Origin of the sequence: Quyinboa ferrireducens (genome assembly GCF_042436675.1) — a bacterium.
In the GTDB taxonomy this organism is placed as follows: Bacteria; Bacteroidota; Bacteroidia; order Bacteroidales; family UBA5342; genus JBHJHP01.
Window position 1 is genome coordinate 20,872 of the sequence record NZ_JBHMVA010000002.1, and the last position, 26,625, is coordinate 47,496.

Annotated in this window: 16 protein-coding genes; 8 read left to right on the top strand and 8 right to left on the bottom strand. The window is 39.4% G+C overall.

Features of this window, described 5'->3' with window-relative positions; all coding sequences use genetic code 11:
* The first annotated feature begins 17 nt into the window (after positions 1-17).
* Positions 18-2,174, top strand: a complete 2,157-nt coding sequence (locus ACE01N_RS03590; protein ID WP_380584916.1) for a family 43 glycosylhydrolase — start codon at positions 18-20, stop codon at positions 2,172-2,174.
* Between the two features lie 18 nt (positions 2,175-2,192).
* Here the strand turns inward: ACE01N_RS03590 and ACE01N_RS03595 are convergent, their stop codons facing one another.
* Positions 2,193-3,155, bottom strand: a complete 963-nt coding sequence (locus tag ACE01N_RS03595) for an endonuclease (RefSeq protein WP_380584918.1) — start codon at positions 3,153-3,155, stop codon at positions 2,193-2,195.
* A 225-nt stretch (positions 3,156-3,380) separates the two neighbouring features.
* Here ACE01N_RS03595 and ACE01N_RS03600 point away from each other — a divergent pair, with 225 nt between their 5' ends.
* From ACE01N_RS03600 to ACE01N_RS03620, 5 genes are all read left to right on the top strand, one after another.
* Positions 3,381-4,394 carry a pirin family protein gene (locus ACE01N_RS03600; RefSeq protein ID WP_380584920.1) on the top strand — a complete coding sequence of 338 codons (1,014 nt, stop codon included), beginning with the start codon at positions 3,381-3,383 and terminating at the stop codon, positions 4,392-4,394.
* Between the two features lie 103 nt (positions 4,395-4,497).
* Entirely contained in the window at positions 4,498-4,899 is a 402-nt protein-coding gene (locus ACE01N_RS03605; protein WP_380584922.1) for a hypothetical protein, read from the top strand.
* Positions 4,900-6,162, top strand: a complete 1,263-nt coding sequence (locus ACE01N_RS03610) for a rhomboid family intramembrane serine protease (RefSeq protein ID WP_380585880.1) — start codon at positions 4,900-4,902, stop codon at positions 6,160-6,162.
* 96 nt (positions 6,163-6,258) lie between these two features.
* Complete coding sequence (locus ACE01N_RS03615) at positions 6,259-7,200, top strand: glycoside hydrolase family 43 protein (protein WP_380584923.1); 942 nt, start codon at positions 6,259-6,261, stop codon at positions 7,198-7,200.
* Positions 7,201-7,280: 80 nt separating this feature from the next.
* Entirely contained in the window at positions 7,281-7,793 is a 513-nt protein-coding gene (locus tag ACE01N_RS03620) for an RDD family protein (protein WP_380584925.1), read from the top strand.
* A gap of 2 nt (positions 7,794-7,795) precedes the next feature.
* Here ACE01N_RS03620 and ACE01N_RS03625 read toward each other — a convergent pair whose 3' ends face one another.
* The 7 genes from ACE01N_RS03625 to araA form a co-directional block, all read right to left on the bottom strand.
* Positions 7,796-9,739 carry a peptidylprolyl isomerase gene (locus ACE01N_RS03625; RefSeq protein ID WP_380584927.1) on the bottom strand — a complete coding sequence of 648 codons (1,944 nt, stop codon included), beginning with the start codon at positions 9,737-9,739 and terminating at the stop codon, positions 7,796-7,798.
* The gene (locus ACE01N_RS20680) at positions 9,736-10,686 is read right to left on the bottom strand and encodes an alpha/beta hydrolase (protein ID WP_438826941.1); all 951 of its coding nucleotides are present in this window, start codon (positions 10,684-10,686) and stop codon (positions 9,736-9,738) included. The genes ACE01N_RS03625 and ACE01N_RS20680 overlap by 4 nt, the downstream gene beginning before the upstream one ends.
* A gap of 79 nt (positions 10,687-10,765) precedes the next feature.
* The gene (locus ACE01N_RS03630; protein ID WP_380584929.1) at positions 10,766-14,491 is read right to left on the bottom strand and encodes a PAS domain S-box protein; all 3,726 of its coding nucleotides are present in this window, start codon (positions 14,489-14,491) and stop codon (positions 10,766-10,768) included.
* A gap of 270 nt (positions 14,492-14,761) precedes the next feature.
* Complete coding sequence (locus ACE01N_RS03635) at positions 14,762-15,643, bottom strand: tetratricopeptide repeat protein (RefSeq protein WP_380584931.1); 882 nt, start codon at positions 15,641-15,643, stop codon at positions 14,762-14,764.
* 52 nt (positions 15,644-15,695) lie between these two features.
* Positions 15,696-16,097 carry an alternative ribosome rescue aminoacyl-tRNA hydrolase ArfB gene (gene arfB, locus ACE01N_RS03640; protein WP_380584933.1) on the bottom strand — a complete coding sequence of 134 codons (402 nt, stop codon included), beginning with the start codon at positions 16,095-16,097 and terminating at the stop codon, positions 15,696-15,698.
* Entirely contained in the window at positions 16,094-18,565 is a 2,472-nt protein-coding gene (locus ACE01N_RS03645) for a PAS domain-containing protein (RefSeq protein WP_380584935.1), read from the bottom strand. Before ACE01N_RS03645 ends, arfB begins: the two co-directional genes overlap by 4 nt.
* A 200-nt stretch (positions 18,566-18,765) precedes the next feature.
* Positions 18,766-20,253 carry an L-arabinose isomerase gene (gene araA / locus ACE01N_RS03650; RefSeq protein WP_380584937.1) on the bottom strand — a complete coding sequence of 496 codons (1,488 nt, stop codon included), beginning with the start codon at positions 20,251-20,253 and terminating at the stop codon, positions 18,766-18,768.
* 347 nt (positions 20,254-20,600) lie between these two features.
* Here araA and gltB point away from each other — a divergent pair, with 347 nt between their 5' ends.
* The gene (gene gltB, locus ACE01N_RS03655) at positions 20,601-25,109 is read left to right on the top strand and encodes a glutamate synthase large subunit (RefSeq protein ID WP_380584939.1); all 4,509 of its coding nucleotides are present in this window, start codon (positions 20,601-20,603) and stop codon (positions 25,107-25,109) included.
* 58 nt (positions 25,110-25,167) lie between these two features.
* Positions 25,168-26,592 (top strand): glutamate synthase subunit beta, encoded by a 1,425-nt coding sequence (locus tag ACE01N_RS03660; protein ID WP_380584941.1) that lies wholly within the window; start codon positions 25,168-25,170, stop codon positions 26,590-26,592.
* The last annotated feature ends 33 nt before the right edge of the window (positions 26,593-26,625 follow it).

A 26,625-nucleotide genomic window follows, 5' to 3' on the forward strand; every position in this document is an offset into this window, starting at 1 on the left:
ACATTAACGATAAAAATATGAAACATTTGAAACCTCATTTTTTTACGGGAAATAAATTTGGTATCCTTAATATTACGTGGATATTAGTGATAATCCTGTTCCTATTTAGTGTTAAAAGTACGGCTACTGATCCGGTTGAACCTGTTCCTGATTGTACTTGGACAGCCGATAATGGAAATGGTACTTTTACAAATCCCTTATTTTATGAAGAATTTTCGGATCCGGACATGATCCGGGTGGGAGACGACTATTACCTGACAGGGACGACCATGCACACCATGCCCGGATTGCCTGTATTGCATTCAAAGGATCTCGTAAACTGGGAATTGTTGAGCTATGCAGTGGAACGTTTGGATATGGGGCCGGAAATGCGTCTGGAAGACGGACGGGATTTTTATGGGCAGGGAATCTGGGCGCCTTGTTTCAGATACCATAAAGATACCTTTTATATATTCTCGAATGTCAATGGGCATGGTACGCAGATTTTTACGTCCGCTGATCCTAAGGGACCGTGGAAGCAACGCACCATGAATGCACGCCTGCATGATGTAACCGTTTTATTTGATGATGATGGAAAAATATATGCGGTATGGGGATATAACGAAGTGAAAATGGTTCAACTGACAGATGATTTAATGGATGTGGTGCCCGGAACCGAACATGTAATAGTTGAGGCAGGAAGTGGTGCCGGAGAAGGAAGCCATATTTATAAAATCAACGGGAAATATTACATTACCAACACCAATTATGATCCCCTGTGTTACCAGGTTTGTTTGAGGGCAGATAAACCTTATGGTCCCTATGAGGTAAACGTGATGAGTGCTGAAGAAAATTTTGGTGAAGGTCAGCGTATGCGTATTTTCAATACACGCCAGGGACCTCCGTTTGACATTGTGAAATTCCCTGAAAATTATGTGGGATGTATTCCAATGCATCAGGGAGGAATTGTGCAGGTCCAGTCCGGTGAATGGTGGGGCTGGTCTATGCTGGACTACAATTCCATTGGCAGAGTAGTTGGGTTATCTCCTGTAACATGGCAGGATGGATGGCCATATTTTGGACTTCCGGGTAACCTGACCCGTTCACCAAGAACCTGGATCAAACCGAATACCGGATTTACATCCGAACCGCATGCCCCGTTTGATAGGGATGATGATTTCAGCGGACCGAAACTTAAAAATGTCTGGCAATGGAACCATGTACCGGTAGATAAGAAATGGTCGCTTAAAGAGCGCAAGGGATATCTGAGATTGCATTCCCTTCCGGCTGAAACATTCTGGCATGCCAGAAATTCTCTGACACAGAGAGGTATCGGACCGGAATCATTTGCTGTCACTGAACTTGATTTAAAAGGACTGAAGGATGGAGACATAACAGGCCTGGCATTGTTGAACCTGCCTTATGCCTGGATTGGAGTGGCTCAGAAAGGAAAGGTTCGTGAAATTCAGTTTTATAACCAGCAGGAGCAGAAAACACTGACTGTGGATACAAAAGCTAAAAAGATATGGTTCAGAGCGTATTGTAATTTTGATACCGATATGGGCAAACTGAGCTACAGTCTGGACGGGGAGAACTTTACAGACCTGGGAGGTGAGATTCTGATGCCATACCAGCTAAGAACATTTCAGGGGGTAAGGTATGCCTTATTTAACTACAATACAGGCGGGAAGGATGGCGGTTATGCTGATTTCAACAGCTTCAGGGTTATAGAGCCCAGATGCCAGAGTCTGACCAGGCCAATTCCATACGATGAGGTGATTACCTTAAACAGTCTGGCTGATGGTTCTGTATTAGTGAACTGGAGAAATCATCTGCGTCCGGTGGAAGAGGGCAGCCGTTTTGCTAATGGTGACCTGGCAAAATTCAGGGTGCTTGATCGGGGGCAGGGCAGAATTGCACTTCAGTCAGTTGCAACCGGTGGTTTTGTTACAGTTAAAGGTTTGGGAGGAATGGCAGAAGTTCGCATTGAACCGGAAGATCAAGGTGAGGCATCCATGTTTCAGTGGACCGATATGCTGAAAGGTGACCTGATGCTGATGTCATTATACACAAACCGGTATTTGTTTGTGGATCCGTTCGCAAACAGTTTGTGTTCAGCCGATGCAAGAGGTGCACGACCCGACAGGAAAGGCGGTGCCTGTTTTGTATGGAACCTGGCAGAAATTGAAAAATAGAATTGGTTCAGGACCTCATTATTTATTCTGAATAATGATTTTATGTGTTCCTGAACTGTCTTTTATAATATAAACGGAATTCGGTTTGAGCTGGCTGCGAAAACCCGGGTTCCGTTTTCCTTTGTAGACGCTTCTTCCTGAAAGATCAAAGATTTCAATATTGTCATCTTCCGGAACCAGATTGTTGTTCTGTAGGTTTGTTGCAGTTCCCCAGATGGCATTTACCCATTCAGGATGATCAATAAACGGATTTCGGTTTTGCTGATAGCTGTAAATGACATTGTTCCTGTTTTGCTCAAATGCATCTACCGGATCAGCATCATTCCAGCTCAAAAGATCTGAAAGTACACCATGAAACGGACTTTTATCACTGGATGACATTACCTCATCAATTGGCTCCAGATCAGGTTCACCATTTTCGCCTTCGTATCGTGTTGCCATATAAAATATAATCCTGGCCACATCACCTTTTACGGCGTCTCTTGGTTCAAACGTAAAATCATCGCCAATATAACAGCCGGTAAACACACCATCGTCATTTACCGGATTCACAGAAGCTGCAAAACTGCGGTTGCTGCGCAGAGAATTCACGCTGACGTCGCAGGGTTTAAGATTATGGGCATCCGTTCCTGTTCCTGTTTCTGTCCCAAAATCACCACGCGATTTGGCCCATACATGTTCACGGGTCCAACCCTGTGCATTGTTGTATTCCTGAGCTCCGTTAACACTCCTGGCGGTGTAAATAAGGATTACATTGTCAGAATTTTCCGGATCCCTGTCAGCGTCTTTTAAAATATCCCATGTATCTGTTGTATTTGCTGTATACGGATATTCCACATGACCTTTGATAATGTTGTATAACGCTGTTTTTAACTGTTCGCCGGTTTTTCCTTCAGCAGAGCTGTAGTAACCTGAAGGAATTTGTGCTAACTGAATTGTGCATTGCACAGAAAAAAGCAACAAAGCTAATATATACCTCATAATAATATCCTTAAACCTGTTTGAACCAAACGTGTAGTCAGGTTCGTAATTAACTGATTTCCGTTAGTGCCAAAGGTAACGGTTTTAAGTTAATTACCAGATTAATTAACACTTGGTTTTAGGTAGGCTTCAACACTATTTTGCCATTTTAAGGATTATTATATGCCTTCGGGTTAAACAATATATGCCGGTTATTATGTTATTAGTGATAAAGAAAGCAGAACTATGAGCAATGTAATTAAAAGTATAAAACCTTTGGGATTTAACTGGGAAACACGCGATCCGTTTTTATTTTGTGTTCATCATAATGATCATTATCCCCATGGCAATGAGCATATGGGACCGGATGCTTCTCTTGCCGGAAGGAACATGGGGAACGACTTTACTGTTAAGGACGGCTGGCGGATGTATCACGGCGAAAAGGTCCCTGGATTCCCTGCCCATCCACACCGGGGATTTGAAACGATTACTATTGTATTGAAAGGCTTTATCGATCATTCTGATTCTGCCAGTGCAGCTTGCCGTTATGGCAATGGCGACGTGCAGTGGATGACTGCCGGTTCAGGATTGCAACATGCTGAAATGTTCCCGTTGTTGAACAAGAATGAAGACAATCCGTTGGAATTATTCCAGATATGGCTTAATTTGCCCCGGAAAAGCAAACTGTGTGATCCGTATTACACCATGTTCTGGGCAGAAGATATTCCCAAGGTTAATTTGAAAGATTCAAAAGATAAACAGATTGAGATTAATGTAATAGCAGGGAAGATAAACGAAACAAATGCCTTAAAACCATCACCGGATTCCTGGGCTGCTGATCCTGAAAATAATGTGGCTGTATGGCTAATTAAGTTGGATCCTGAGGCTGAATGGCAGATCCCGGAAACATCTCCCAACGTAAACAGGGACCTGTTTTTTTACAAAGGTTCAACGCTGGAAATTGATGGTAAAAACGTCAAAACATATCATTCTGTAAGTCTTAAGGCAGATGAAAACGTTCAGGTTCTGAACGGTTCAGAAACAGCCTATTTGGTTTTGTTGCAAGGTAAACCAATTAATGAGCCTGTGGCACAGTATGGTCCGTTTGTTATGAATTATGAAGCGGAAATTCGTGAGGCCTATAGCGAGTACCGGCAGACACAGTTTGGCGGATGGCCATGGGAAAGTTACGAAATGGTTCATCCACGCGATAAAGGAAGGTTTGCGATTTATGCAGATGGGAGAGAGGAGGAAAAATAAACTGAAATTGTAAATAGACTCACCTCAGATTAATCAGAGAATTTGGATTTAACTGTTTTTTCTTATAATTTCATCCACAGATATAATGTTATAATTGCCTGTGATGACCAGAAAAGAACATGTTTGTTTTTGCCGTGTTTGTGATAACAGTAAATTCAGTAAAGAAAAAGGGCTTATTTGTGGCCTGACGGATGACCTTGCAGACTTTGACGAGGACTGTATTAATTTTTCCGGAGACAGGAGTAAAATTGTATTGCCAGAATCAAAGCGTAATGATTCTCTGGAAACTTTGTTAAATTCTGAACCCGAAGTAAATAAGGAGAAACCTATTTTAAAATTCCTGGTACAGCATCTGGTTACAACATTTCTTGCGGCTGCCCTTTTAATCGTATTTTTAGTAATGATTTTTTCGGGTGTCCATGTTTTGGATCCGGATATACAATCCATGGTTAAGTGGGGTGCCAATACAAAATTGTTATCCTTTGGCGGACAGTTCTGGAGATGAATCACAAGCAATTTTATTCATTTTGGAATTATCCATTTGCTCTTCAATCTATACGCCTTAATATTCGTAGGAATGCAACTGGAACGTTTAATCGGGCATTACAGATTATTCATTTCATTTATGATTACCGCTATAGTTTCTGCAATTACAAGTGCACTCTGGCACGAAAGTGGTATGGTTTCAGCCGGTGCATCCGGTGCTATATTCGGACTGTTTGGTGTGTACATTGCTGTTCTGACAACGGGTTTTGTAGAGAAGAAACTCCGAGCAGGATTATTAACCAGTGTGATTGTTTTTGTGGCGTATAATTTGCTGGGTGGAATGGAAGAAGGCATCGATAATGCAGCTCATATTGGAGGATTATGCAGCGGTTTGCTAATAGGATATGCCTTGTATCCGTCCTTAAAACATAAGGATTCCGTGTTCCATGAATATATTGTTGGTTCGGCTCCGGTTATATTGTTATTTATTGCCTCTGCTGTAGTAGTTTTTAGGTCTCCTGATAAATTGGCAGAAATGGATAAACTATACCAGCAGTTTACTTTCCACGAAAATAAGGCACTTAAATTTTATGAGCTCGGCAGAACTACAAGTCAGAATGAGTATATCAGTTACATAGATGATATAAGTATCCCTGAATTTGAAAAATGTACAGAGATTGCTACTAAAATAAATCAGATAGAAGGTTTAACAGATGAACATTACTACATGGCATCTTTATTTGAGCGCTATGCAAATTACAGGATAGAATGTTTTAGTTTCATTCGGAAGAATATAGATGAAAATACATCCATGTATACAGCCCGGATATACTATTACAACAAAATAATGGAAAAGATTGTAGGCAGACTTCAGGGAGACGAAACTCCGGATAGTTTATTGTTTACAGATCCCAAAGTACTTGCGTATGAAGAAAGTAAAAGGGACAAGGTAGAAGAGACAATTTCCCAGATTCGTTCCGGATTAGGTCAGGCTGAGTTACTCGAAAAATTTCTGGATTACAGACAGGAAAAAACCGAGGTTAAGCGGATTATGAACCCAATAGTGTTGAGTTATAGATTTAAAGACAGATATATGACAAATCGGGAAAAACTTGCACACCTGGAGGATATTTTATATGTAATTGACGGAAAACAGTTTAGTTCCCTTGAAAATTTCGACACGAGTACAATAGCTACGATGACCTACCATGATCCTGAAGTCGCTAAGGGATTTTATGGAGAAAAAGGATCAAATGGGGCAGTATTAATTACCACAAAATAACAAATTATCAGAAATCCTGAACTTATTGTTCTTATCTGATGGCTTCCAGCTATCTTTTTTATATTTTAGTTGCCATTAAGATTTACTGTAATTATAATGAAAAAACTATTCTCTACACTCGTTGTTATTTTGCTGTTTTTCTCCTGTGCAAAACCGGAACAGGAAGTCTATATGTTCTCCTTTTTTCAAAATAATGGTCAGGATGGTTTGCACCTGGCATATAGTTATGATGGTTTGTCCTGGACTGCTCTTAATGACAATAAGTCGTTTTTAGCACCAGAAGTTGGAAATGCTAAACTGATGCGGGATCCTTGTATTATTAAGGGCGGCGATGGTTTGTTTCACATGGTGTGGACAGTGAGCTGGAATGATAAGGGGATTGGTTATGCCAGTTCTCCTGATTTGATTCACTGGTCCGAACAGCAGTTTATACCTGTAATGGAACATGAAAAGGGTGCCCGAAACTGCTGGGCTCCTGAGTTGTTTTACGACAGGGATTCCAGCCGGTATATGATTTACTGGGCTACAACACTTCCGGGCCGATTTGCTGAAACGGATTCAACGGGAGACAGTGGGTATAATCACAGAATGTACTATACAACAACTAAGGATTTTAAAACATTTACGGATACAAAATTGCTTTACGATAAAGGCTTTAATGCCATTGATGCTACTATTCAGAAAATAGACGGGAAATACGTGATGTTTGTTAAAAATGAAACCAAATATCCAAAAGCGGAAAAAAATATCAGAGTTGCAACCAGCGATTATCTGACCGGTGGTTATTCTGAGCCTTCTAAGCCAATTACCGATAATTGGGTGGAAGGACCAACAGTAGCCAAAACAGATATGGGCTGGGTGGTTTACTTTGATAAATATACCCGCCATAGCATGGGAGCCGTGTTATCTGATGATTTAAAAAACTGGACTGAAATATCTGATAAATTAAGCTTCCCTGCTGGTACCAGACATGGTTCTGTATTTAAAGTTAAAAAGAGTATTCTGGAAAATATCAAAAAATCAGACGCAGCTGAATAACTTTTCAAAATAAAACTCTTATCTTTAAGGCTTAAACCTAAATATTTACAGGAGTAAATATTAATTTATTATCTGTTGCTATGAACGATCAGAGAGTAGATTTTGTCATTGAAAAGGATGTCCTTGGACTTGAGAAAACTAATTTCCAAATAATTCAACCCAACGAAGAAAAGCCAAAAAATATTGATTATTCGTCGGTTTATCACATGCCAACCATTAAAAGAAGATATGTATCTACTTTAATTGATGCATGTGCCATTGTTGTAATTTCACTTTCAATATCTTATATGTACGAAGTGATTGAAAACGTACCGGGTATCATAAGGGGAATCACCTTTTTTCTTGTAATTTTCTTTTATGAACCTATTTTAATAACCACCGGATCTACTTTTGGACAATTGCTAACCAATATAAGGGTGCGAAAAATAAGTGACCCGGACAAAAAAATTAGCTTTTGGTCTGCCTGTGTGCGTTTTACGTTGAAAGTACTTCTTGGTTGGATCTCGTTTTTTACCATTACATTTAACAAAAACAGAAGAGGGATTCATGATTTTGCGTCCTCTACAGTTGTACTTTCTTTAGATGAGATGTAATATCAGATCTTATATTTGCACAAAATTTCCATCCCATAAATCAGATCGCCGGGCATTAAATGCTGAACTACTTTCTTATTGCCGGTTATTTTTCCAAATACAGTATATCGGTTATCGTTCCACGGAGCAGGTGATATCATAATTGCAAAATGGCTGGATTCCGTATCTCGACCGGCAGAGGCCATTACCACGACATTACTTCTGAATTTGTAGCGGTTGAATTCTGATCTTATGCGCTCATTGGCCAATGCATCAAAACCTGGTTCTTTGGCTCCTCCAGCCTGTTTTACATAATTGGGTATGACCCTGTAAAATGGTGCTCCTTCAAAAAAATCTTCCTTAATCAGATCAACAAAGTGACGTACAGAAAACGGCGCATCTTCCACCATCAGCTGCATGGTAAATTTCCCCTTTTCGGTATATACATCTATTTTAAGATCCGATGGAATGGTAACAATTTTATTCCAGTTAAAGGATTCAAAGGTTTCGGGTTGCTCGTAATATTCGGGATCCCAGTTTTCATCAGTTACTTCACCATTTTGAGATTGTTCAATTGCCTTTTTTATGGCATCAGGAATCGTTTTGTCTTTATAGTTTTCAAATTTGCTAAATGCATCCTTCAATTGTCCGCTTAAAAGCGCACTGTGAATAAATCCCGGTTTTGTTGTGAACCATGCGGCTTGTCTTACCAGATACGGATTATTTGTTGTAAGCCATCCTGACAGAAGGGATGTAAATTCTCCCGCAGCAATTTTTCCATTATTGAGCATGTCGTTGAGCGTATAGGCAACAGAAAGAATAAAATCCCGATCCTCAATAGATTTCATGTCATCAAATACCTTTTTGAAGTTCTCTTTCCGCATTAAAAGTGATTTGATCAGTAACTGTTTCTCAAATCTGTCATCAGACGCTTTTAAATAGTCAGTCGCAATGGACGTAACAGTTTCAGCAATGTCGTTTTGCATAAAGGCACCCAGCAATGTGGCACGGATAATTTCATTTTCTTCAGTCTGAACATAATTGATCAGATTATCATCAGGTTTAATGTTAGATGCTGCAATGTATTGAGCCGCAGCAAGCTTTACACTAATGTGTTTATCGTTTTGAAGTGAATTCCAAATGGCCTGGTATACCTGAGGATTTGAAAACGGTTTTAATGCATTAATGGCTGAGATGCGGACATTGTAAACCGAATCCTCATTCAGAATATTTAACAGCCTGGTTTGAACATCGGCATCCTGATAACCGGAAAGAACCCGTGTATAAATCATTCTTATCTCAGGACTCCTGTCAGAAACGGAAAGGAGCAAAGCTTTTGTTTTGAGATCAGCAGGATATTTTCGTATTCTGTAAAAATAATGTCCTGACGCCAGTCTGGCTTCAAAAGGTGCTTTTTCATTCGCATAATTCAGCATGATCGACTGAGCTTCGTCGCTGTTAATATTTCTCAGTCCTGCACGGTATATTCCCCAGGCTATTCCTCCTTTAACGGTGTCATTTGCTTCCGGGTATTTGGCAATGAATGCTAATCCTTTGGAAGTCGCAACCCTGCCCAATGCCTCAAGCTTGGTGGCTTTAACTTTTGAATCAACTTCGGATGAAATGGATGCAATTAATTCGGGTTCTGCCGATATGGCGCCACACTGACCGATGGAAAAGGCCGCATTAATGCGAACAGATGTGTCGGGATCATTTAATAATGGATAAATATATGACAGGTAACCACTATCCTGTATGGATGAGAAGGATAATGCCGCTTCGGAACGATACACCGGATTTTCACTTTTCAGATAACTTATCAGGCTGTCTGGTTGCCTGTTGTACTGATAGGTGTATATTTTCTGGAGTTGAATATCCTCAAATTTGTTCAGTTTAATGGGGCGTGGTTTTGGTTGACATGCCAATATGGTCAGTACAAGTCCCGATAGTAAAATAAAGTGTTTCATTTAGTGTCTGTAATTGTGTGATAAATAGTATTAAACGCTTCCTGTTGTAACTTTTTGTCCTGATCCGAAGAAGCAGCTCTTCCCGTTAAACGGGTAAACACATGAAGATTGGAATTGAGCATGACAGTGTCAATGGCAGATCCGTCGCTAAAATGCACACCATCGTACAGCCAGCGGGCACTTTCGGGGGCAGCAGAGTCATCCTGTTTAACCTTCCATACAATAAAATGCTGTGTATCTGACGGTAGAATAATTCCTTTTTTCAAATTCTTACGGCTTACTTTCAATAATTTATTCAGCTGAATAAGACTTTTTTCTCCCCGGTATTTATACCAGTACCGGGCTTCATAATCTGTAACATCCACTTCCACATACGGCAGAAATTTTCCAAGTATGCCTACATAATTTAACAGCTTATTGGATGGTTCAATTATGGGATCAATAAAAAATACATTTTCAGGTTCCACCAGTGTGTCGAAAGCATTTTTGGCTATCAGATCAAGAATAAGCGGACACCCTGTTGATGATCCTGCAAGGGAGATATTCCTGAATCCTTCATGATAAAGTTTTTCATATTCATTCAGTATGGGCTTTTGCCAGTCCTGCCAGGTTGTTTTATTAAATGCATCATAATCCCTGCCATGCCCTCCAAGCAGAACGCGGGAGATATAAACAGCGCTATCCTGTTTTGACAGGTATTGTGCGAATTCAAACCATTCGAAGGGAGTAGCTGTATAGCCATGGGCCGCTATAATAACCGGTTTTGTTATGTCATGAGTTGTGTCAAGTGCTGAAATAAGATATTGTGACGGGACAATTAAGGAAGAATCCATAAAGGATTTACTATCGAGATTTTTTGGTTCAATAGGTGGATATTTTTTACAGCTGCTAAAAAATGCAATAGACAGCACACCGTAAATTACCCATGCAAAGTGACGATGTTTCATAGTCAAAAATTTCATGTAATTATTTAACCCTGCAAAAGGGGTTTGGTTCTAAAAGTACTAAAGATTTATGAAAGAAAGATCAGCCGTTATATTTTGGCAAGGTAAAATGGAAGCTTGAACCTACATTAATCGTGCTGTCTACCCAGATTGTTCCGTTGTTTTGTTCCACAAAATCCTTACAAATTACCAATCCAAGGCCCGTACCTTTTTCCCCTGACGTTCCTTTTCGCTGGGTCTCGTTGTTTATTTTAAACAGGTTGTTTGCGATCTCTTCGTCCATACCAATACCTGTGTCACTAATGGTTACTTCAATGGTATTTCCTTTGGTGAGAGTTCTGACAGAAATAGTGCCTTCGTTTTGCGTGAATTTTATAGAATTGGAAACAAGGTTACGGATTACGGTTGATATCATTTCCCCATCTGCATAGGCCTGTGTGTTGACATCTACCTGGTTTATGAGATCAATTTTTTTATTATTCGCAGCAGTGTATAATAATTCAAATTCCCGTTCAACGATATCATAAATATTTACCCGAACAAATTTTGGCTGTATCACACCCTGTTGAATTCGTGACCAGTGTAACAGGTTATTGATAAGGTAAACCATGGAATCGGCTGAACGGATAATGATATCCATAAATTTAGTCAATTCTGAATCTTCATCTTCCGGTAATTCTTCTTTTACAACTTCAGCAAAGCCTACGATTCCGGTTAATGGATTTTTTAAGTCGTGACTGATTATTGAAAATAGCTTGTCTTTTGTGGAAATGAGTTGTTGCAACTCTTTATTCTGTTGTTCTATCAGTGTTTCAGCCTCTTTACGTTTATCTATATTATGCAGTACCAACAGGGCGTAACTTTTATTTGAGGCTGAAATAAATGAACTGCTAATGATAACAGGAATATGATCTCCATGCACATGATCAACCCAAAATTCACCGTTTAACGGACTATTTTGCTTAATGGCTTCATTGAGTTTTTTGTTAAAATCATCACGGAATGGTGCAGGAATTAAGGAAGAATAATGAAAGCCGATCATATCTTCTGTCACCCTGTTAAACAGTTCCTCTGATTTTTTATTGGTAGCAGCAACTATACCATTTTTTGTTTCTAATACCAGCATAGCATCGCTGGCATTTTCAATTGTATGATAAATACTGTCCAGACTCGTAGTATCCTTGAAATCCAGGGTTCGTCGTTCAATAACAAAGGCTGCCTGACGGAGAATGGATTCAATATCACTTTTTTCTTCTGAGGTTAAGGTCTTTTTGGAAAAGAAATGTACAACCCCTAATAGCTTATCACCATGGTTAACTCCCATGGTATAGATGTTATTGATACTAAGAATATTTTCTATTTTACGGGCATCTGAGGATGGAAACTGTATCCCGAAATACAAGTCAAGTCCGCCTTTAAACCCAACCAGTTTACTCCGTTTGTAAATTTCGTAGTTGGTAGGGTAGATGTTTATGTTTTTACCAAAAATATTGTATTTGGTAATGGTTCTGATCTCATCTTCTTCATCTTTACCTACACCCCGAATACATTTAACAGTGAGTTTTGTTTCGCTCTGATTTGTGCTTGTAAATGCAAGTACGGATTCAGGAAACTGACTGTAAAGCGTATCAGAAACATATTTATAGATTGATTCAAGATCTTCAATGTTGATTAGCTCTGCTAAAGAAAAACGTAGTTGTTGTGTTTTTTCAATTTTTTCTTCAAGCGAGAGCTCCAGTTGTTTTAATGAAGAGATATCTTCGTAGATTCCCAAAACACCATCAAATCCGTTTTCTGATTTACGAAGTGGAAATAAAGAGGTATTCAACCACACAGTATTCCCGTTTTCTGCCGTGTAGCTAAGCTCGGAGTTAAGAATAGGACCACCAGAATTTAAAACTTCAATATCTCTGCTGCGATATTTTCTCAATTGTCTCGGCCAGTTTAAGTTGTCATCTGTTTTACCAGCAATATCTTCCGTTGTACTTAAGCCTGCCTGATTTGCAAATTGTTTATTACAACCTTTATATACCCCTTTGGAATCTTTCCAGAATATGCAGGCCGGAATATTATCGATAATTCCTGATATTAACCGTGATCTTTCTTTTAAACTTTCCCGTTCACCATTATTTTTGATTTCTGTAAGCTTACGTTCGGTAACATCTTCATGTACAACTGTAATTCCTTTAACAAATCCCTTATCATCTGTTACAGGATATATTCGCGTATTGAACCAGAGTGGCGTTCTGGTATTGTATGATGCGTCGTACAGATATTCCGGTACAATCACAGATTCTCCGTCATACGCTTTCAGAACATATTCATATAAACCCGAATTTCTGATCTCAATGCTTTTCAGAATATTAAAGGAATTAACGGTTGTTGATGCCGGAAAACCCCACAGTTTTTCGTAGGCCTTATTTGCAGCAACCTGTAAACCCTCTTTATTATATTGTTCTATGATGTACGGCGCCTGATCGATAGCCGACATATAGATGTTTTCTTCTCCTTTGTTACGCTCAGAGAATTCTTTCAAATCGATTATCTCCCAGATGGACTCCATAAAAGAAATCAGCTGTTCCACATCAGTATTCCGGTAATCCTTTTTAGAATTTGTAACCGCTATAGTTGCTACAATACGATTATTTTTAAAAATCGGAATACTCATGAATTTCAGGGGATGGCTACTGTCAGCAGTAAATACATCTTTCTTATGCAGATGAATATTAAAATCGTTATCAATAATGGGCCTGCGAAGTAATACCAGATCATTCCATATCGATTTATCTTCCAGTAAACCAAAAGTTTCTTTTTCCTCGTTGCTTAGTGATTCAAATCTGTCTTTCAGATTTTTAAGAACCAGAATTCCTTTCCTGTCTTCATCCACGTAATGCAGATATCCAAATATACTTTTAGTATTCTTTAAAACCTCTCCCAGTACGTAATCAAGCAGATCTTCCATGCCCTTAGCCTTAAAGAGCGAGATGTTGATCAGGAACTTCTGCCTCAGTTCATTAATCTGGCTTTGCTGTTCGGTCTGTTTTCTTTGTGAAATATCCCTGGCAGACAATATGATTCTTTCAATGTTATTGATCTCAACATATTTTGCCAAAACTTCTAACCAGATTTCTTCACCGGATTTGGTTTGTATGAGACAGTCAAAGGTCTGGGGCTCATCGTCTATTATAGCTTTTTTGAAATATGAAGATACCTTATCAAGAGTTTTTACAGTTTTTTCACCACACAGGTCAAAAATGGTCTTCCCCGACAACTCATCCTGAGTATATCCGATGAGTTCCTCACATGTTTTGTTTATTTCAACAATTTTGTGATCCTCTGTTTCAAGGATGAAAATTGATTCGGTACTGAAATCAAATATCTCCTTCTGATACTGAAGTACTTCTTTTAAAATCGATTTATCCTCATTGACTTTTGTGATATCCTTCAGCGTTCCGTTAACGGATATTACTTCATTATTCTTATTCAGTAGAGGATAACCGTAAACCATGCAGTAAAAGAAATCATCATTTCCTCTTCGTACCTTTATTTCTGTTTCAAAGGGTACACCTTCGGTAAAGGCCAACGTTAATATATCGACTAATTTTTTGAGTTCATTATAGGTAAAAAATGCGGATTGTTCCTCTACGGAAAGATAGTGTTTTTCAGGTGGAATGTTCAGGATTTCAAAGAACCTGGAAGAGCATGTAATAACCCCCAAAGCAGCATTCCATTCCCAGGTTGCCAAAGGCGAATGAATTCTGCTATGCAATATAGTTAGGCCTTTCTTAATTAAGATTCGATCCGACATTACTATCGTGGGTTAACTATTAATTAAAATTGCAAGTAGCTTTAATAAATCTACATTCCAAGCGTTAATGTAAAAATACGAATATTATAATAGCTATTGACTTTGCTGAAAAGGTTTAATGGATTGTTAATCTAATAAATGCAATGTTTATTTAAATTGAATTTAATAGCAGTAAATTGTTAATTCATGTTGATTAACTAGGTAAATACACGTAGTTTATAGTTTGTAAATTTAACATTTATATGGGTAAATTACACATCCCTAAAAATGTTACTTAGCTAAATTTCGGTAATAATCGGCTTGTTTTTTATTGTTGAGCCGTGCGTTTATATTTGCCAGGTATCCGGCATATTCTTTTTGAGGGTTAAGTTTATATAGCTTTTCAAAGTATTTTTTTGCTGTCTGATAATCTTTTGTTGCAATCTTCAATTGATCAACAAGATAGGCATACTGGCGGCGTGTTTTGTGCTTTTCGTAAGCTGCCATTTCAGTATTGTAAAGGTTTTCGGCCTTGTTGTAATAATGCGATCCGAGTGTAAACAGCGCAGTACTGTTTTTTTGATCTGCAGCAAACAGTTTGGCAGCATAATTATAAGCTTCTTCTGGGTTTTCAAGATTGTTCTGAAGGATGACATAGTCTTCAAGCAGACCGGCATCAGATTTTTGGCTATCATCAATATTTTTCCAAAGGTTTTCTGCTTTTGTCCAGTTTTCACTTTCTATGTATGCAGTCATAAGTTTTTTTTGTGCCGAATTTTTTAGTTCATTGTCCGGAAACTTTTCTAAAAACTTTTCCAGAGAAGAGATTTCATAAGACAGATTATTGGATCTTTTATACGCCTGAGAGATATTATAATAGGTTTCCGGCCTGCTGTTACCGTTCTCAATTGCTTTGTTGAGATAGGTAAGTGCTTTATCATTGTTGCCTGATTTTAAAGCCAGTTCACCTGCAAAAGCATACGTTGAATCACTTGCAACTTTATGTTTTGATTCATAGAAGGCAATTATATCCTCAGTCCTTTGAAGTGCACCCTGTGTATTGCTTTCAGCAGCCAGCCTGTAGGCTTCTGTGTTAAGTTCCGTAATTTGCTTTGGTGTTCCACACGATGAAAGCAAAAAAACTGCTATAAGAAGGAAAAGAAATTTTCTCATATTATACATTATAGGCCGCAAAGGTAACAACTAATCGGGCACTGGCAAAACTTCACAAATCGGGTTTACGGCGCAATTGCTTTAATTCTGATTTTTGATGCTTACGTTCAAGCCGCTTAGCGACCGATTGGCGGGAAGGATGCGTAGGTTTTCTCTTTTTTTGCGGTTTTAGAGCAGACTCAATCAGGCTGAAAAAACGTTCTGTTGCCGATTCCTTATTTTTAAATTGAGAGCGCGAGGCCTGTGATGTTACAATAAATTCATCATCATTGTTGATTCGATTTCTAAGTTTGTGAAAAATTAAATGTTTCTCACTGTCAGACAAGCCTGAAGAAGAGGATACATTAAATCTTAATTCCACCCTTGTACTGACTTTATTGACGTGCTGCCCTCCGGCGCCTGAACTTCTGGTGAAATTAAAAATTAATTCGTTTTCAATAATCGTTCTTTTCATACCCGTTTTTTCGGAAGCGTAAAATAAAAAGTACTTCCCTTTCCATATTCAGATGTCAACCATATTTTTCCATGCATCAATTCCGTCAGACTTTTACATATAGATAATCCAAGCCCTGTGCCACCGTGTTGATCAGAACTGAGCCTATCTCCCTGTATGAATCGGTCCCAAACAGTTTCTTTATATTCATCCTTAATGCCTTTTCCTGTATCTGCAACAAAAAATACCCAGTCATTATTCAACTGTTCAATACCTAGTTCTATTGAACCTGTAGATGTGAATTTAATTGCATTAGTAAGAAGATTTCCAAATATCTGAAGAATGCGCTGGTTGTCTCCCATCACTTTCAATTTACCCGCTTTTTTAGGTATTATGAGTTTAAAATCAAGTCCTTTTGCTTCTACATTGGGTTTGAATTGATCATAAATATCGTTTAGCAGCGTATTAACTTCGTTTTCTTCAATCGTTAAATCAATTTGCTGAGATTCAATTTTTGAAATATCAAGTATGTCATTCAAAATGGATAATAACTGATTGCTGCTTTTTCTGATAATATTACTGTACGACTGACGGGTGTCTTCATCCATTTCTGAATCTGTTGCAAGAATTTCGGAAAATCCGATAATTCCATTCAGAGGAGTCCGTATTTCATGGCTCATATTGGCAAGAAATGAAGATTTCAGTTTATCACTTTCACGTGCCTTGGCAAGCGCCTGCTTCAATTCTTCTTCATGTTTAATCCTTTCTGTTACATCCCGACCAATACATACAGAATACTCCTGTTTATTGTTGCTGTTTATAATACGTTCAATAGATAATTCAATCCAGATTTCAGTTCCGTCTTTTTTCCGGGCTTTATTAATAAAAGTGGAAGAGAATATGTTTTTCTGCCTCTCTTCCATAATTCTGTTTTTTACATATGCCACGTCATCATTATGTACAAACAGAAGGATGTTTTTGTTTGTTATTTCTTCATGTGAATATCCTAATACCTGATTTACAGAAGGGCTTACATAGGTAATTAAAAAGTCAGGATCAACAATCAAAATGAAATCAGAGGTATTCTCTGCAATAATTTCAAAGTTCCTCTGACTGGTTTGTAATTCCTTTTCATATTGTTTCCGTTTGGTTATATCTCTCCAAATGGTATAAATAATGTCAACTCCTCTTTCTTTCAGTGGGGTTAGTGAAACTTCAATCCATAAATTCCTTCCGCCTTTCTTCTGATGAACCCATTCAAACCTGCTGTATCCACTTTTTAAAGCTTCTTCAATTAGATCGACGGCTTTTTTATATGAAGGTTGCCCATCAGGTTGAAATTCAGGAGACAGATCCCATGGATGTTTGCCGACTATATCTTTTTTGCTTTTATATTCCAGTAATTTAACCGTTGCCTGATTACATTCAATAAATTTTTCGCCTTCAATTAAAAGTACCGGATCATTGGATTGCTCAAAAAGCTTTCTGTACTTCTCCTCGCTTTCCTTCAGTTCGCGATCCATCTTAATTCGTTCAGTAATATCTCTGGCAACTGCGTATATTATTCCTTCTTCATTGGCGGGAGTACCCATCCATTCTAATGTTTTATAAGCTCCGTTCTTACACCTGTATCTATTAATAAATCCTTTTACATATTTCCCGGTCTTTTGCTGATCCATCTGAAACATGGTGTCATTGAGGTCTTCCGGGTGAACTAATTCGGTAAATGAAAAACTGAGAAGTTCATCGATTGAATATCCAAGTATTCTCTCCCACGATTTATTTACTTTTAGAAAGGTTCCGTCAGACTTGACAATACAGGAAAGGTCCGGAGTAAGAGCGAAGAAAGTTTCGAGTTCTTCATGCGCCGTGTTTATCAGAGATTCAGCCTCCTTTTTATCTGTTATATCCCGGCCAATGGCAATAATCTCATATACTTCATCTTTGTCATTAACAATAGCAGTATCTTTCCATTCCAGCCATTTCCATCCGTCTGGTGTATAAACCCTTTGCTGCACAACTGTTTTGTAGGGTGGTTTATACAATTCTTCCATTTTTAAGGTCGTTGAATGTCTGTCATCTTCATGTACCAGTGGCATAAAACTCTGGTTGAGAAGTTCCTCTTTTGATTTTCCAAAAAATGTGCAGTATTTCTCGTTTATATACAGGAAGCGACCTTGCTTATCTACTTTTACCAGCAAATCATCCTGATTTTCAATAAGGTGTTCGTATTCAAGTTCCTTTAATTTTATCTGTGCTTTTATTTTATCCTGTTTAACGGATTCCTTCCTGACAAGAAAGTATATGAGAGTAGTAGTCAATATAACAAACATTAATCCTTTGTAAGTCTGTATCTTGGGATCGGTAGTTAATAAATTAACAAGGAAATCACTACCAATAATCCACAATACACCTACAATAAGAAATGTAATAACAATTCTTAATTCAACCCTGGACCTTTTATTGCCTTTGTTTTCAACTTTTTTCATAAACGATAAACAGGCTACGAATTTAGCAAAAAAATAATTAACAATTATTTAATGTTGATAAATATATTATTATATCGTTGAGTATTTCGGTTCAGAAATATTAAGCGGTGACTGTTTTGTACAGGCTTTTGAAGAAGGAGTAATTCAAAAAAATAAAACCCGGTAAGAACCGGGTTTTAAACAAATATTGTATGTGTATTTTATTTTACACCATTCGCTAAAAGATAGTACATGTCATTCCAGCGTAACTCTTTTTTGAATTCAGGAATGGTTGTATTATTATCTATTACGACAAGTTCCAGTCCAGCCATTTCAGCGAAGTCCTGGAAATATTCTTTGTTCAGTGCCATACTGAAGCTGGTATGGTGTGCACCACCAGCAAATATCCACGCTGCAGCTCCGATTTCCAGATTTGGTTCCGGAATCCAGAATGCCCTTGCAACCGGTAATTTCGGAAGAGGGTTAGACTTGATACAGTTAACTGGGTTAACGATCAAACGCATTCTGCCGCCCATATCAACAACGGACGCATTTACACCAGGTCCTTCCGGTACGTCAAATACGAGACGGGCAGGATCATCTTTGCCACCAATGCCTAAAGGATGAACCTCAATATTTGGTTTCCCTTTAGCGATGGAAGGACAAATTTCCAGCATGTGAGAACTTAAAATAGCCGGTTGGGCAGGATCCAAATGGTATGTATAGTCCTCCATGAAAGAACAACCACCTTCAAGGCCAGTTGCCATCACTTTCATAATGCGCACCAGTGCTGATTGTTTCCAGTCACCTTCAGCACCAAAACCATATCCCTGTTCCATTAAGCGTTGTGATGCAAGTCCGGGAAGTTGTTCCAGACCGTGAAGATCTTCAAAGTTGGTTGTAAATGCCTTGTAACCAAATTTGTCCAAAAACTTCTTCATCCCTAGCTCTATTTTAGCCTGGTAACGAACATTTTTACTGGACATGTCTTCCAGATTATATTTTTCGTTGTATTCCTTAACAACAGCGTCAATTTCATCATCTTTTACATTATCCATGCTCTTAACAAGCTCACCGACACCATGTGCATTCACCTGCCAGCCAAATACTTTATTGGCTTCAACTTTGTCACCTTCAGTTACTGCAACATAACGCATGTTATCACCAAAGCGACAAATTTTAAGATTCTTGGATTCGTGATAACCGACTGCTGCTCTTGTCCATACAGCCAACTGATCCACAACTTTTTCATCCTGCCAGTGTCCAACAATTACCTTACGTTCCTTACGTAACCTTGTACAAATGAAACCAAATTCGCGGTCTCCGTGTGCCGATTGATTCAGGTTCATAAAGTCCATATCGATTTCATTCCATGGAATATCCCGGTTGAACTGTGTATGTAAATGCACAAATGGCTTGTTCAGTACACTTAATCCATTGATCCACATTTTTGCAGGAGAGAAGGTATGCATCCAGGTTATTAAACCTATACAGTTCGGATCAGTATTGGCTTCAAGACAACACGTGTAAATTTCATCCGGAGTTTTTAAAACCGGTTTAAATACAATTTTAACGGGAATTTTTGAATTGTCATTGAATGCTTTTGCAATCTGTGCAGAATGCTCATCAACCTGTTGAAGGGTCTTTGGACCATATAAATGCTGACTACCTGTGATGAACCAAACTTCCAGACTTTTAAGATTTTCCATTTTAGTATATTTAATGTTGTTTACTGATTTCAATTAAGCAACAAAGATAGTAAAAAGTTAAATGTAAATAATACACTTAAAAAATATTTTTCCTTTTCCTTGTTTCGTTTCATGTAAAATTGTTAAAACTGTTCTATAATATTGTTATAAAACATGTATTGTAACTTTAATATTTGGAACTTATAAGCATTTAGCCTATTTTTGCGACAAACTGTCAATAAAAACGGCCAAAAACCGTTAAATTTTGATATTTTGACAAGAGACAAGATTTTATCTTTTTGAAAAACACCATGTTAGGTGACGTTCTTTAAAATATTTTTTTGACTGAGTTCCTAAAAAATTAGAGTATGCAGAGTGGATTACCAAAAGCTCAGGGAATGTACCATCCCGCTAATGAGCATGACAATTGTGGCATCGGCTTTGTGGCTCATATCAAAGGACATAAATCCCAGGAAATAATCCAGAGGGGATTAGAGGTTCTTGTGAATATGACTCACAGGGGTGCAGAAAGTGCTGATAATAAATCAGGAGACGGAGCAGGTATCTTGGTGCAGGTACCACACGATTTTATCGTGTCGCAGGGAATAAAAGTTCCATCACCCGGAAGATATGGTACCGGGTTAATGTTTTTGCCCAACGATCCGTATGAAGCGGATAGTTGCATGGGAGTATTTAACGAAACGGCAAAGGAAGAAGGTCTTCAAATCATCGGTTATCGTGATGTACCGGTAGACAGTACCGCGATAGGTGAGATTGCTATGCGCACAGAACCGAAGATTAAACAGGTTTTTGTTACAGGAAACCTGGAGCAGGATGTGCTTGAACGCAAAATTTATGTGGTGCGTAAAATCACAGAGCGGAAGATTCGTGATTCCAAGTTTCAGGAAAAGGGTAAGTTTTATTTACCCAGTTTATCAACAAAAGTATTGGTTTACAAAGGGATGTTAACACCTGAACAGGTGGGGCAGTATTATCTTGACCTTAATCATCCTAAGTTTATCAGTGCCATTGCACTGGTGCATTCACGCTTTTCTACCAATACATTCCCAACATGGGATCTGGCGCAACCATTCAGGTTTATTGCACACAATGGCGAGATTAACACCATTCGTGGTAACCGTTTATGGATGCAGGCTCGTGAAGCGCTTCTTAAGTCTGACCTTCTGGGGGATGACCTTAAGAAAGTATTTCCTATCATTGAGCCGAACAAAAGTGACTCCGCGTCGCTTGACAATGCTATGGAATTTCTGTTCATGGCAGGAAGGTCTTTACCGCATGCACTCAGCATGCTGATCCCGGAATCTTTCAACGAAAAGAACCCGATTCCGGATAGCCTGAAAGCATTCTACGAATATCATTCCACCATTATGGAAGCATGGGATGGTCCGGCTTCTATCGTATTTTCCGATGGACGTTATATTGGTGGAACGCTCGACAGAAACGGTTTAAGACCATCGCGTTATGTGATCACCAAGAATGACCTTATTGTTATGGGATCGGAAGTTGGTGTTCAGACATTTCCTGCTGAAGACATCGTATATAAAGGGCGTTTGCGTCCGGGTAAAATTTTGCTGGTCGACACTCAGTTTGGTATCATTATACCGGATGAGGAAATTAAGGCAGAATTGACAAGACGTAACCCTTATCAGAACTGGTTGAAAGAAAACCGTATGGAACTTGAAGATATTCAGGTTATTAAACGGGTACCTTCTCAGCTCGGGGACAAATACAGTGAATACCTTAAGGTTTTCGATTATTCAAAAGAAGATGTTAAGGATATTCTTGAGCCTATGGCCATTAACGGTCAGGAACCAACAGGTTCCATGGGTAATGATACGCCACTGGCTGTATTGTCGCCCAATTCACAATTGTTTTTCAACTATTTTAAACAAACATTTGCCCAGGTTACTAACCCACCAATTGACTCAATTCGTGAAGGACTGGTAATGTCTCTAACCAATTATATTGGTTCAGTGAACCAGAATATTCTGGAAGAATCGCCGGACATTTGTAAGCTGATAAAATTTGATCAGCCTATTATTACAAATACCGACCTTGGCAAAATTAAAGATCTGAAGCATGAAGAGTTTTCCCATGTTACCCTGAAAATGATGTTCCCCGCAAAAGAAGGGGAGAAAGGGTTGGAGAAAGCACTTGAGAATTTGTGTAAGGATGCTGAGAAAGCAGTTGACGAGAATAAAAATTATATTATACTTTCTGATCGTGCCATCGATCAGGATCATATAGCAATTCCTTCGCTGCTGGCAGTTTCAGCGGTTCACCACTACCTGATACGTGCAAAAAAACGTATGCAGACCGGTTTGATTGTTGAGACCGGTGAGGCCAGGGAAGTGAATCATTTTGCATTGTTGCTGGCTTATGGTGCATCGGTAATTAATCCGTATGTGGCATTTGCCGTTATTTGTGATCAGTGCGAAACCGGAAAAATTAAGATGGATTATCCGAAAGCCCGTGAAAATTATATCAAGGGGATAAGTAAAGGGCTTCTGAAGATCATGTCTAAAATGGGTATTTCTACTTTGCGTTCGTACCATGGTGCACAGATGTATGAGGCTGTTGGCGTATCGCTGGATGTTGTTGAAAAGTACTTTACAACAACCATGAGTCGTATTGGTGGTGTTGGATTGGAAGAAATTGCAAAGGAATCCATTATGCGTCATAATAAAGCTTATGATGTTATGACACCTGATAATTTCCAGATGAATGGTACGTATGCTTACCGTCGTAACGGAGAGCATCATGCATGGAACCCGGAAACTATTGGTTTATTGCAGTGGGCTACCAGCCATAATGATTACGGAAAATTTAAAGAGTATTCACGTCTCATTGACAAGCAAAACCGGCATGCATTCTTAAGAGGATCGTTCAAGGTTAAACGCAATCCAATTGATATTTCCGAAGTTGAGCCGGTAAGCGAAATTATGAAGCGCTTTATTACCGGAGCGATGTCATACGGTTCAATTTCCAAAGAAGCGCACGAAGCCCTGGCTGTAGCCATGAATAAAGTGGGCGGTAGAAGTAACACTGGTGAAGGTGGTGAAGATCCGTTGCGTTTCAATACACCGAAGCGTTCTTCTATCAAGCAGGTCGCATCTGGTCGTTTTGGTGTGACCAACAACTATCTTGTGAATGCCGATGAAATTCAGATTAAAATAGCTCAGGGGGCAAAACCTGGTGAAGGTGGTCAGTTGCCCGGGCATAAGGTGAACCGGATTATTGCAAAGACCCGTAATTCAACACCGGGTATTACATTGATTTCACCTCCGCCGCATCACGATATTTATTCTATCGAGGATTTGGCTCAGCTGATCTATGACCTGAAATGTACTAACCCGGATGCCAAAATCTCAGTGAAACTGGTTTCGGAAAATGGCGTAGGTACAATTGCTGCCGGTGTTTCTAAAGCACATGCCGACCTTATCATCATCTCTGGTGGTGATGGCGGAACCGGTGCCTCTCCGATCAGCTCTATTAAACATGCCGGTATGCCGGTTGAAGTTGGTCTGGCAGAAACACAACAAACGCTGGTGATGAACAACCTTCGTGGTCGTGTTAAAATTCAGAGCGACGGACAGCTTAAAAACGGTACGGATGTCATTAAGCTGGCATTACTTGGTGCTGAAGAGTTTGGTTTTGCAACATCTGCACTTATCACACTGGGATGTATCATGATGCGTAAATGTCACCTGAATACTTGTCCTGCCGGTATTGCCACACAAAATAAAGTACTGAGAAAACGTTTTATAGGTAAGTCTGAATTTGTGGTAAACTTCTTCCATTTTATTGCCCAGGAAGTCAGGGAGAACCTTGCTGAAATGGGATTCCGTAAAATGGATGAAATTATTGGTCGTACTGATCTGATTGAAATTGATAAAGAAAATATCGGATGGAAAGCCAAAGGAATTGATTTGAAACCCTTACTTTATTTCCCTGAAGAAGGAAAAACATTCGATATTCATAACACACACGATCAGGTACATAAAATTGATGATGTGCTTGACAGAGAATTGATTAAACTGGCAAATCCTGCTATCAGAAGCAAGGAAAAAGTCTGGATTGCAAAAGATATCAAGAATACTGACCGTACTGTTGGTGCCATGTTATCGGGAGCAATCAGCAAACGCTTTGGCGAAGAAGGCCTGCCGGCAAATACCATTAACTGTACATTTACAGGATCAGCCGGTCAGTCATTCGGTGCCTTCCTTGTAAAAGGTGTCTCATTTCGACTGGAAGGTGATACCAACGATTACATAGCCAAAGGCCTTTCCGGAGGGCGTATTACCGTTGTTCCACCGTCAGGTTCTAAATTTAAGCCTGAAGAGAACATCATTATCGGTAATACATCGTTGTATGGTGCAACTGCCGGTGAAGTTTATATTCGTGGTGTTGCCGGTGAGCGTTTTGCCGTACGTAACTCGGGAGCAAGCGCCGTTGTGGAAGGTGCCGGAGACCACTGTTGTGAGTACATGACTGGTGGACGTGTGGTGGTGCTCGGTTCAACCGGACGTAACTTTGCTGCCGGTATGAGTGGTGGTATTGCTTATGTGCTGGATGAAAGAGGTGATTTTGATTTCTATTGTAATAAAGGTCTGGTTGAAATCGGTCCGCTGGAAGACAGGGCAGATATCACAGAACTACAGGAAATGATCAATAACCACCTGTTGCATACCAACAGTGATAAGGCAAGAGAAATCCTGGTGAACTGGTACGAGTATCTGCCGAAGTTTGTTAAGGTTATTCCGTTCGAATACAAGAAAGTAATGGAAGAGATGAAGATCAGAGAACTGAATAAGAAGCTGAAACAGACAGAAGATACACCTTCGGTTCATTATTAATAAGTGTTATAAAATTTAATTGATTACAAGGGTTTGACCCGAATAAAAATATATTAAGATGGGAAATCCAAAAGGTTTTATGGAAGTTGCCAAAAAAGATGGAGGATACCGGCCGATTGAGGAGCGTATTGAGGACTTCAGTGAAGTGGAACAGACGCTAAACGATGAGGATCGCAAACTCCAGGCTTCCAGATGTATGGATTGTGGTGTACCTTTTTGCCACTGGGCTTGTACTGTAGCAAGTAAAATCCCGGAATGGCAGGATGCACTTTACAGAGGAAATTACAAAGAAGCATATGAAATATTAACAGAGTCGAACGCATTTCCTGAATTTACAGGACGTATTTGTCCGGCTTTGTGCGAGAAATCATGTGTATTGAATATTCATAACGAATCGGTGACCATTCGTGAGAATGAGTGCTCGGTTGCAGAGAAAGCATTTGCACTTGGGTATGTAGTACCGAAGCCACCTAAGGTGAGGACTGGCAAAAAAGTGGCCGTCATCGGTAGCGGACCGGCAGGTTTGTCTGCTGCTGAACGACTGAATGCCTGGGGACACTCGGTGACCGTTTTTGAAAAAGACGACGCCATCGGAGGGTTGCTCCGTTATGGTATTCCGGATTTTAAGCTGAGCAAGAAAGTTATTGACCGTCGCCTTGAGGTTCTGGTAGATGAAGGTGTTGAATTTAAAACCAATACCAACGTGGGTGTGGATATAACCGGCGAACAACTACTGAAAGAATATGATTCAGTAGTGTTGGCTATCGGTGCGATGAAACCCAGAGATCTGCCTGCGGAAGGACGTGATCTGGATGGAATCCACTATGCAATGGACTTTCTTAAACAGCAGAACAAAGTAAACAGAGGTCAGAAATATGAGGCTAAAGAGCGCATTCTGGCAGAAAATAAAAACGTACTGGTAATAGGTGGTGGTGATACCGGTAGCGACTGTGTGGGAACTTCAATCCGTCAGAAAGCTAAAGGGGTTCGCCAGATCGAGATTATGCCAAAACCACCTACAAAACGTGCTTTTGGTAATCCATGGCCTTACTGGCCAAACGTGATGAAGACTTCATCGTCACACGAGGAAGGTTGCGAGCGTGAATGGGCTTTGGCTACTAAACGTTTTATCGGAGAAAACGGAAAGGTAAAACAGGCTGAAGTTGTTACAGTGGAATGGCGTAAAAATTCAGACGGACGCATGGAAATGGTTGAAATACAGGGATCAAACAAGGTGGTTGATTGTGACCTGGTTTTGCTTTCCATGGGTTTTGTACATTGTGTACACGAAGGACTTGTAAACGAACTTGGACTTGAACTTGACGGTAGAGGTAACATTAAAGTGAACGAAAACAGACAATCCATCTCTAATGATAAGGTGTTTGCAGCGGGTGATGCCGCTATGGGTGCCAGTCTGGTTGTTCGTGCAATAGATGATGCCCGCCAGATGGCTGCAAAGGTTCACCAGTTTTTGAACGCATAATTTAGCGATTTTTCAAACGATAAAAAGAGCTGT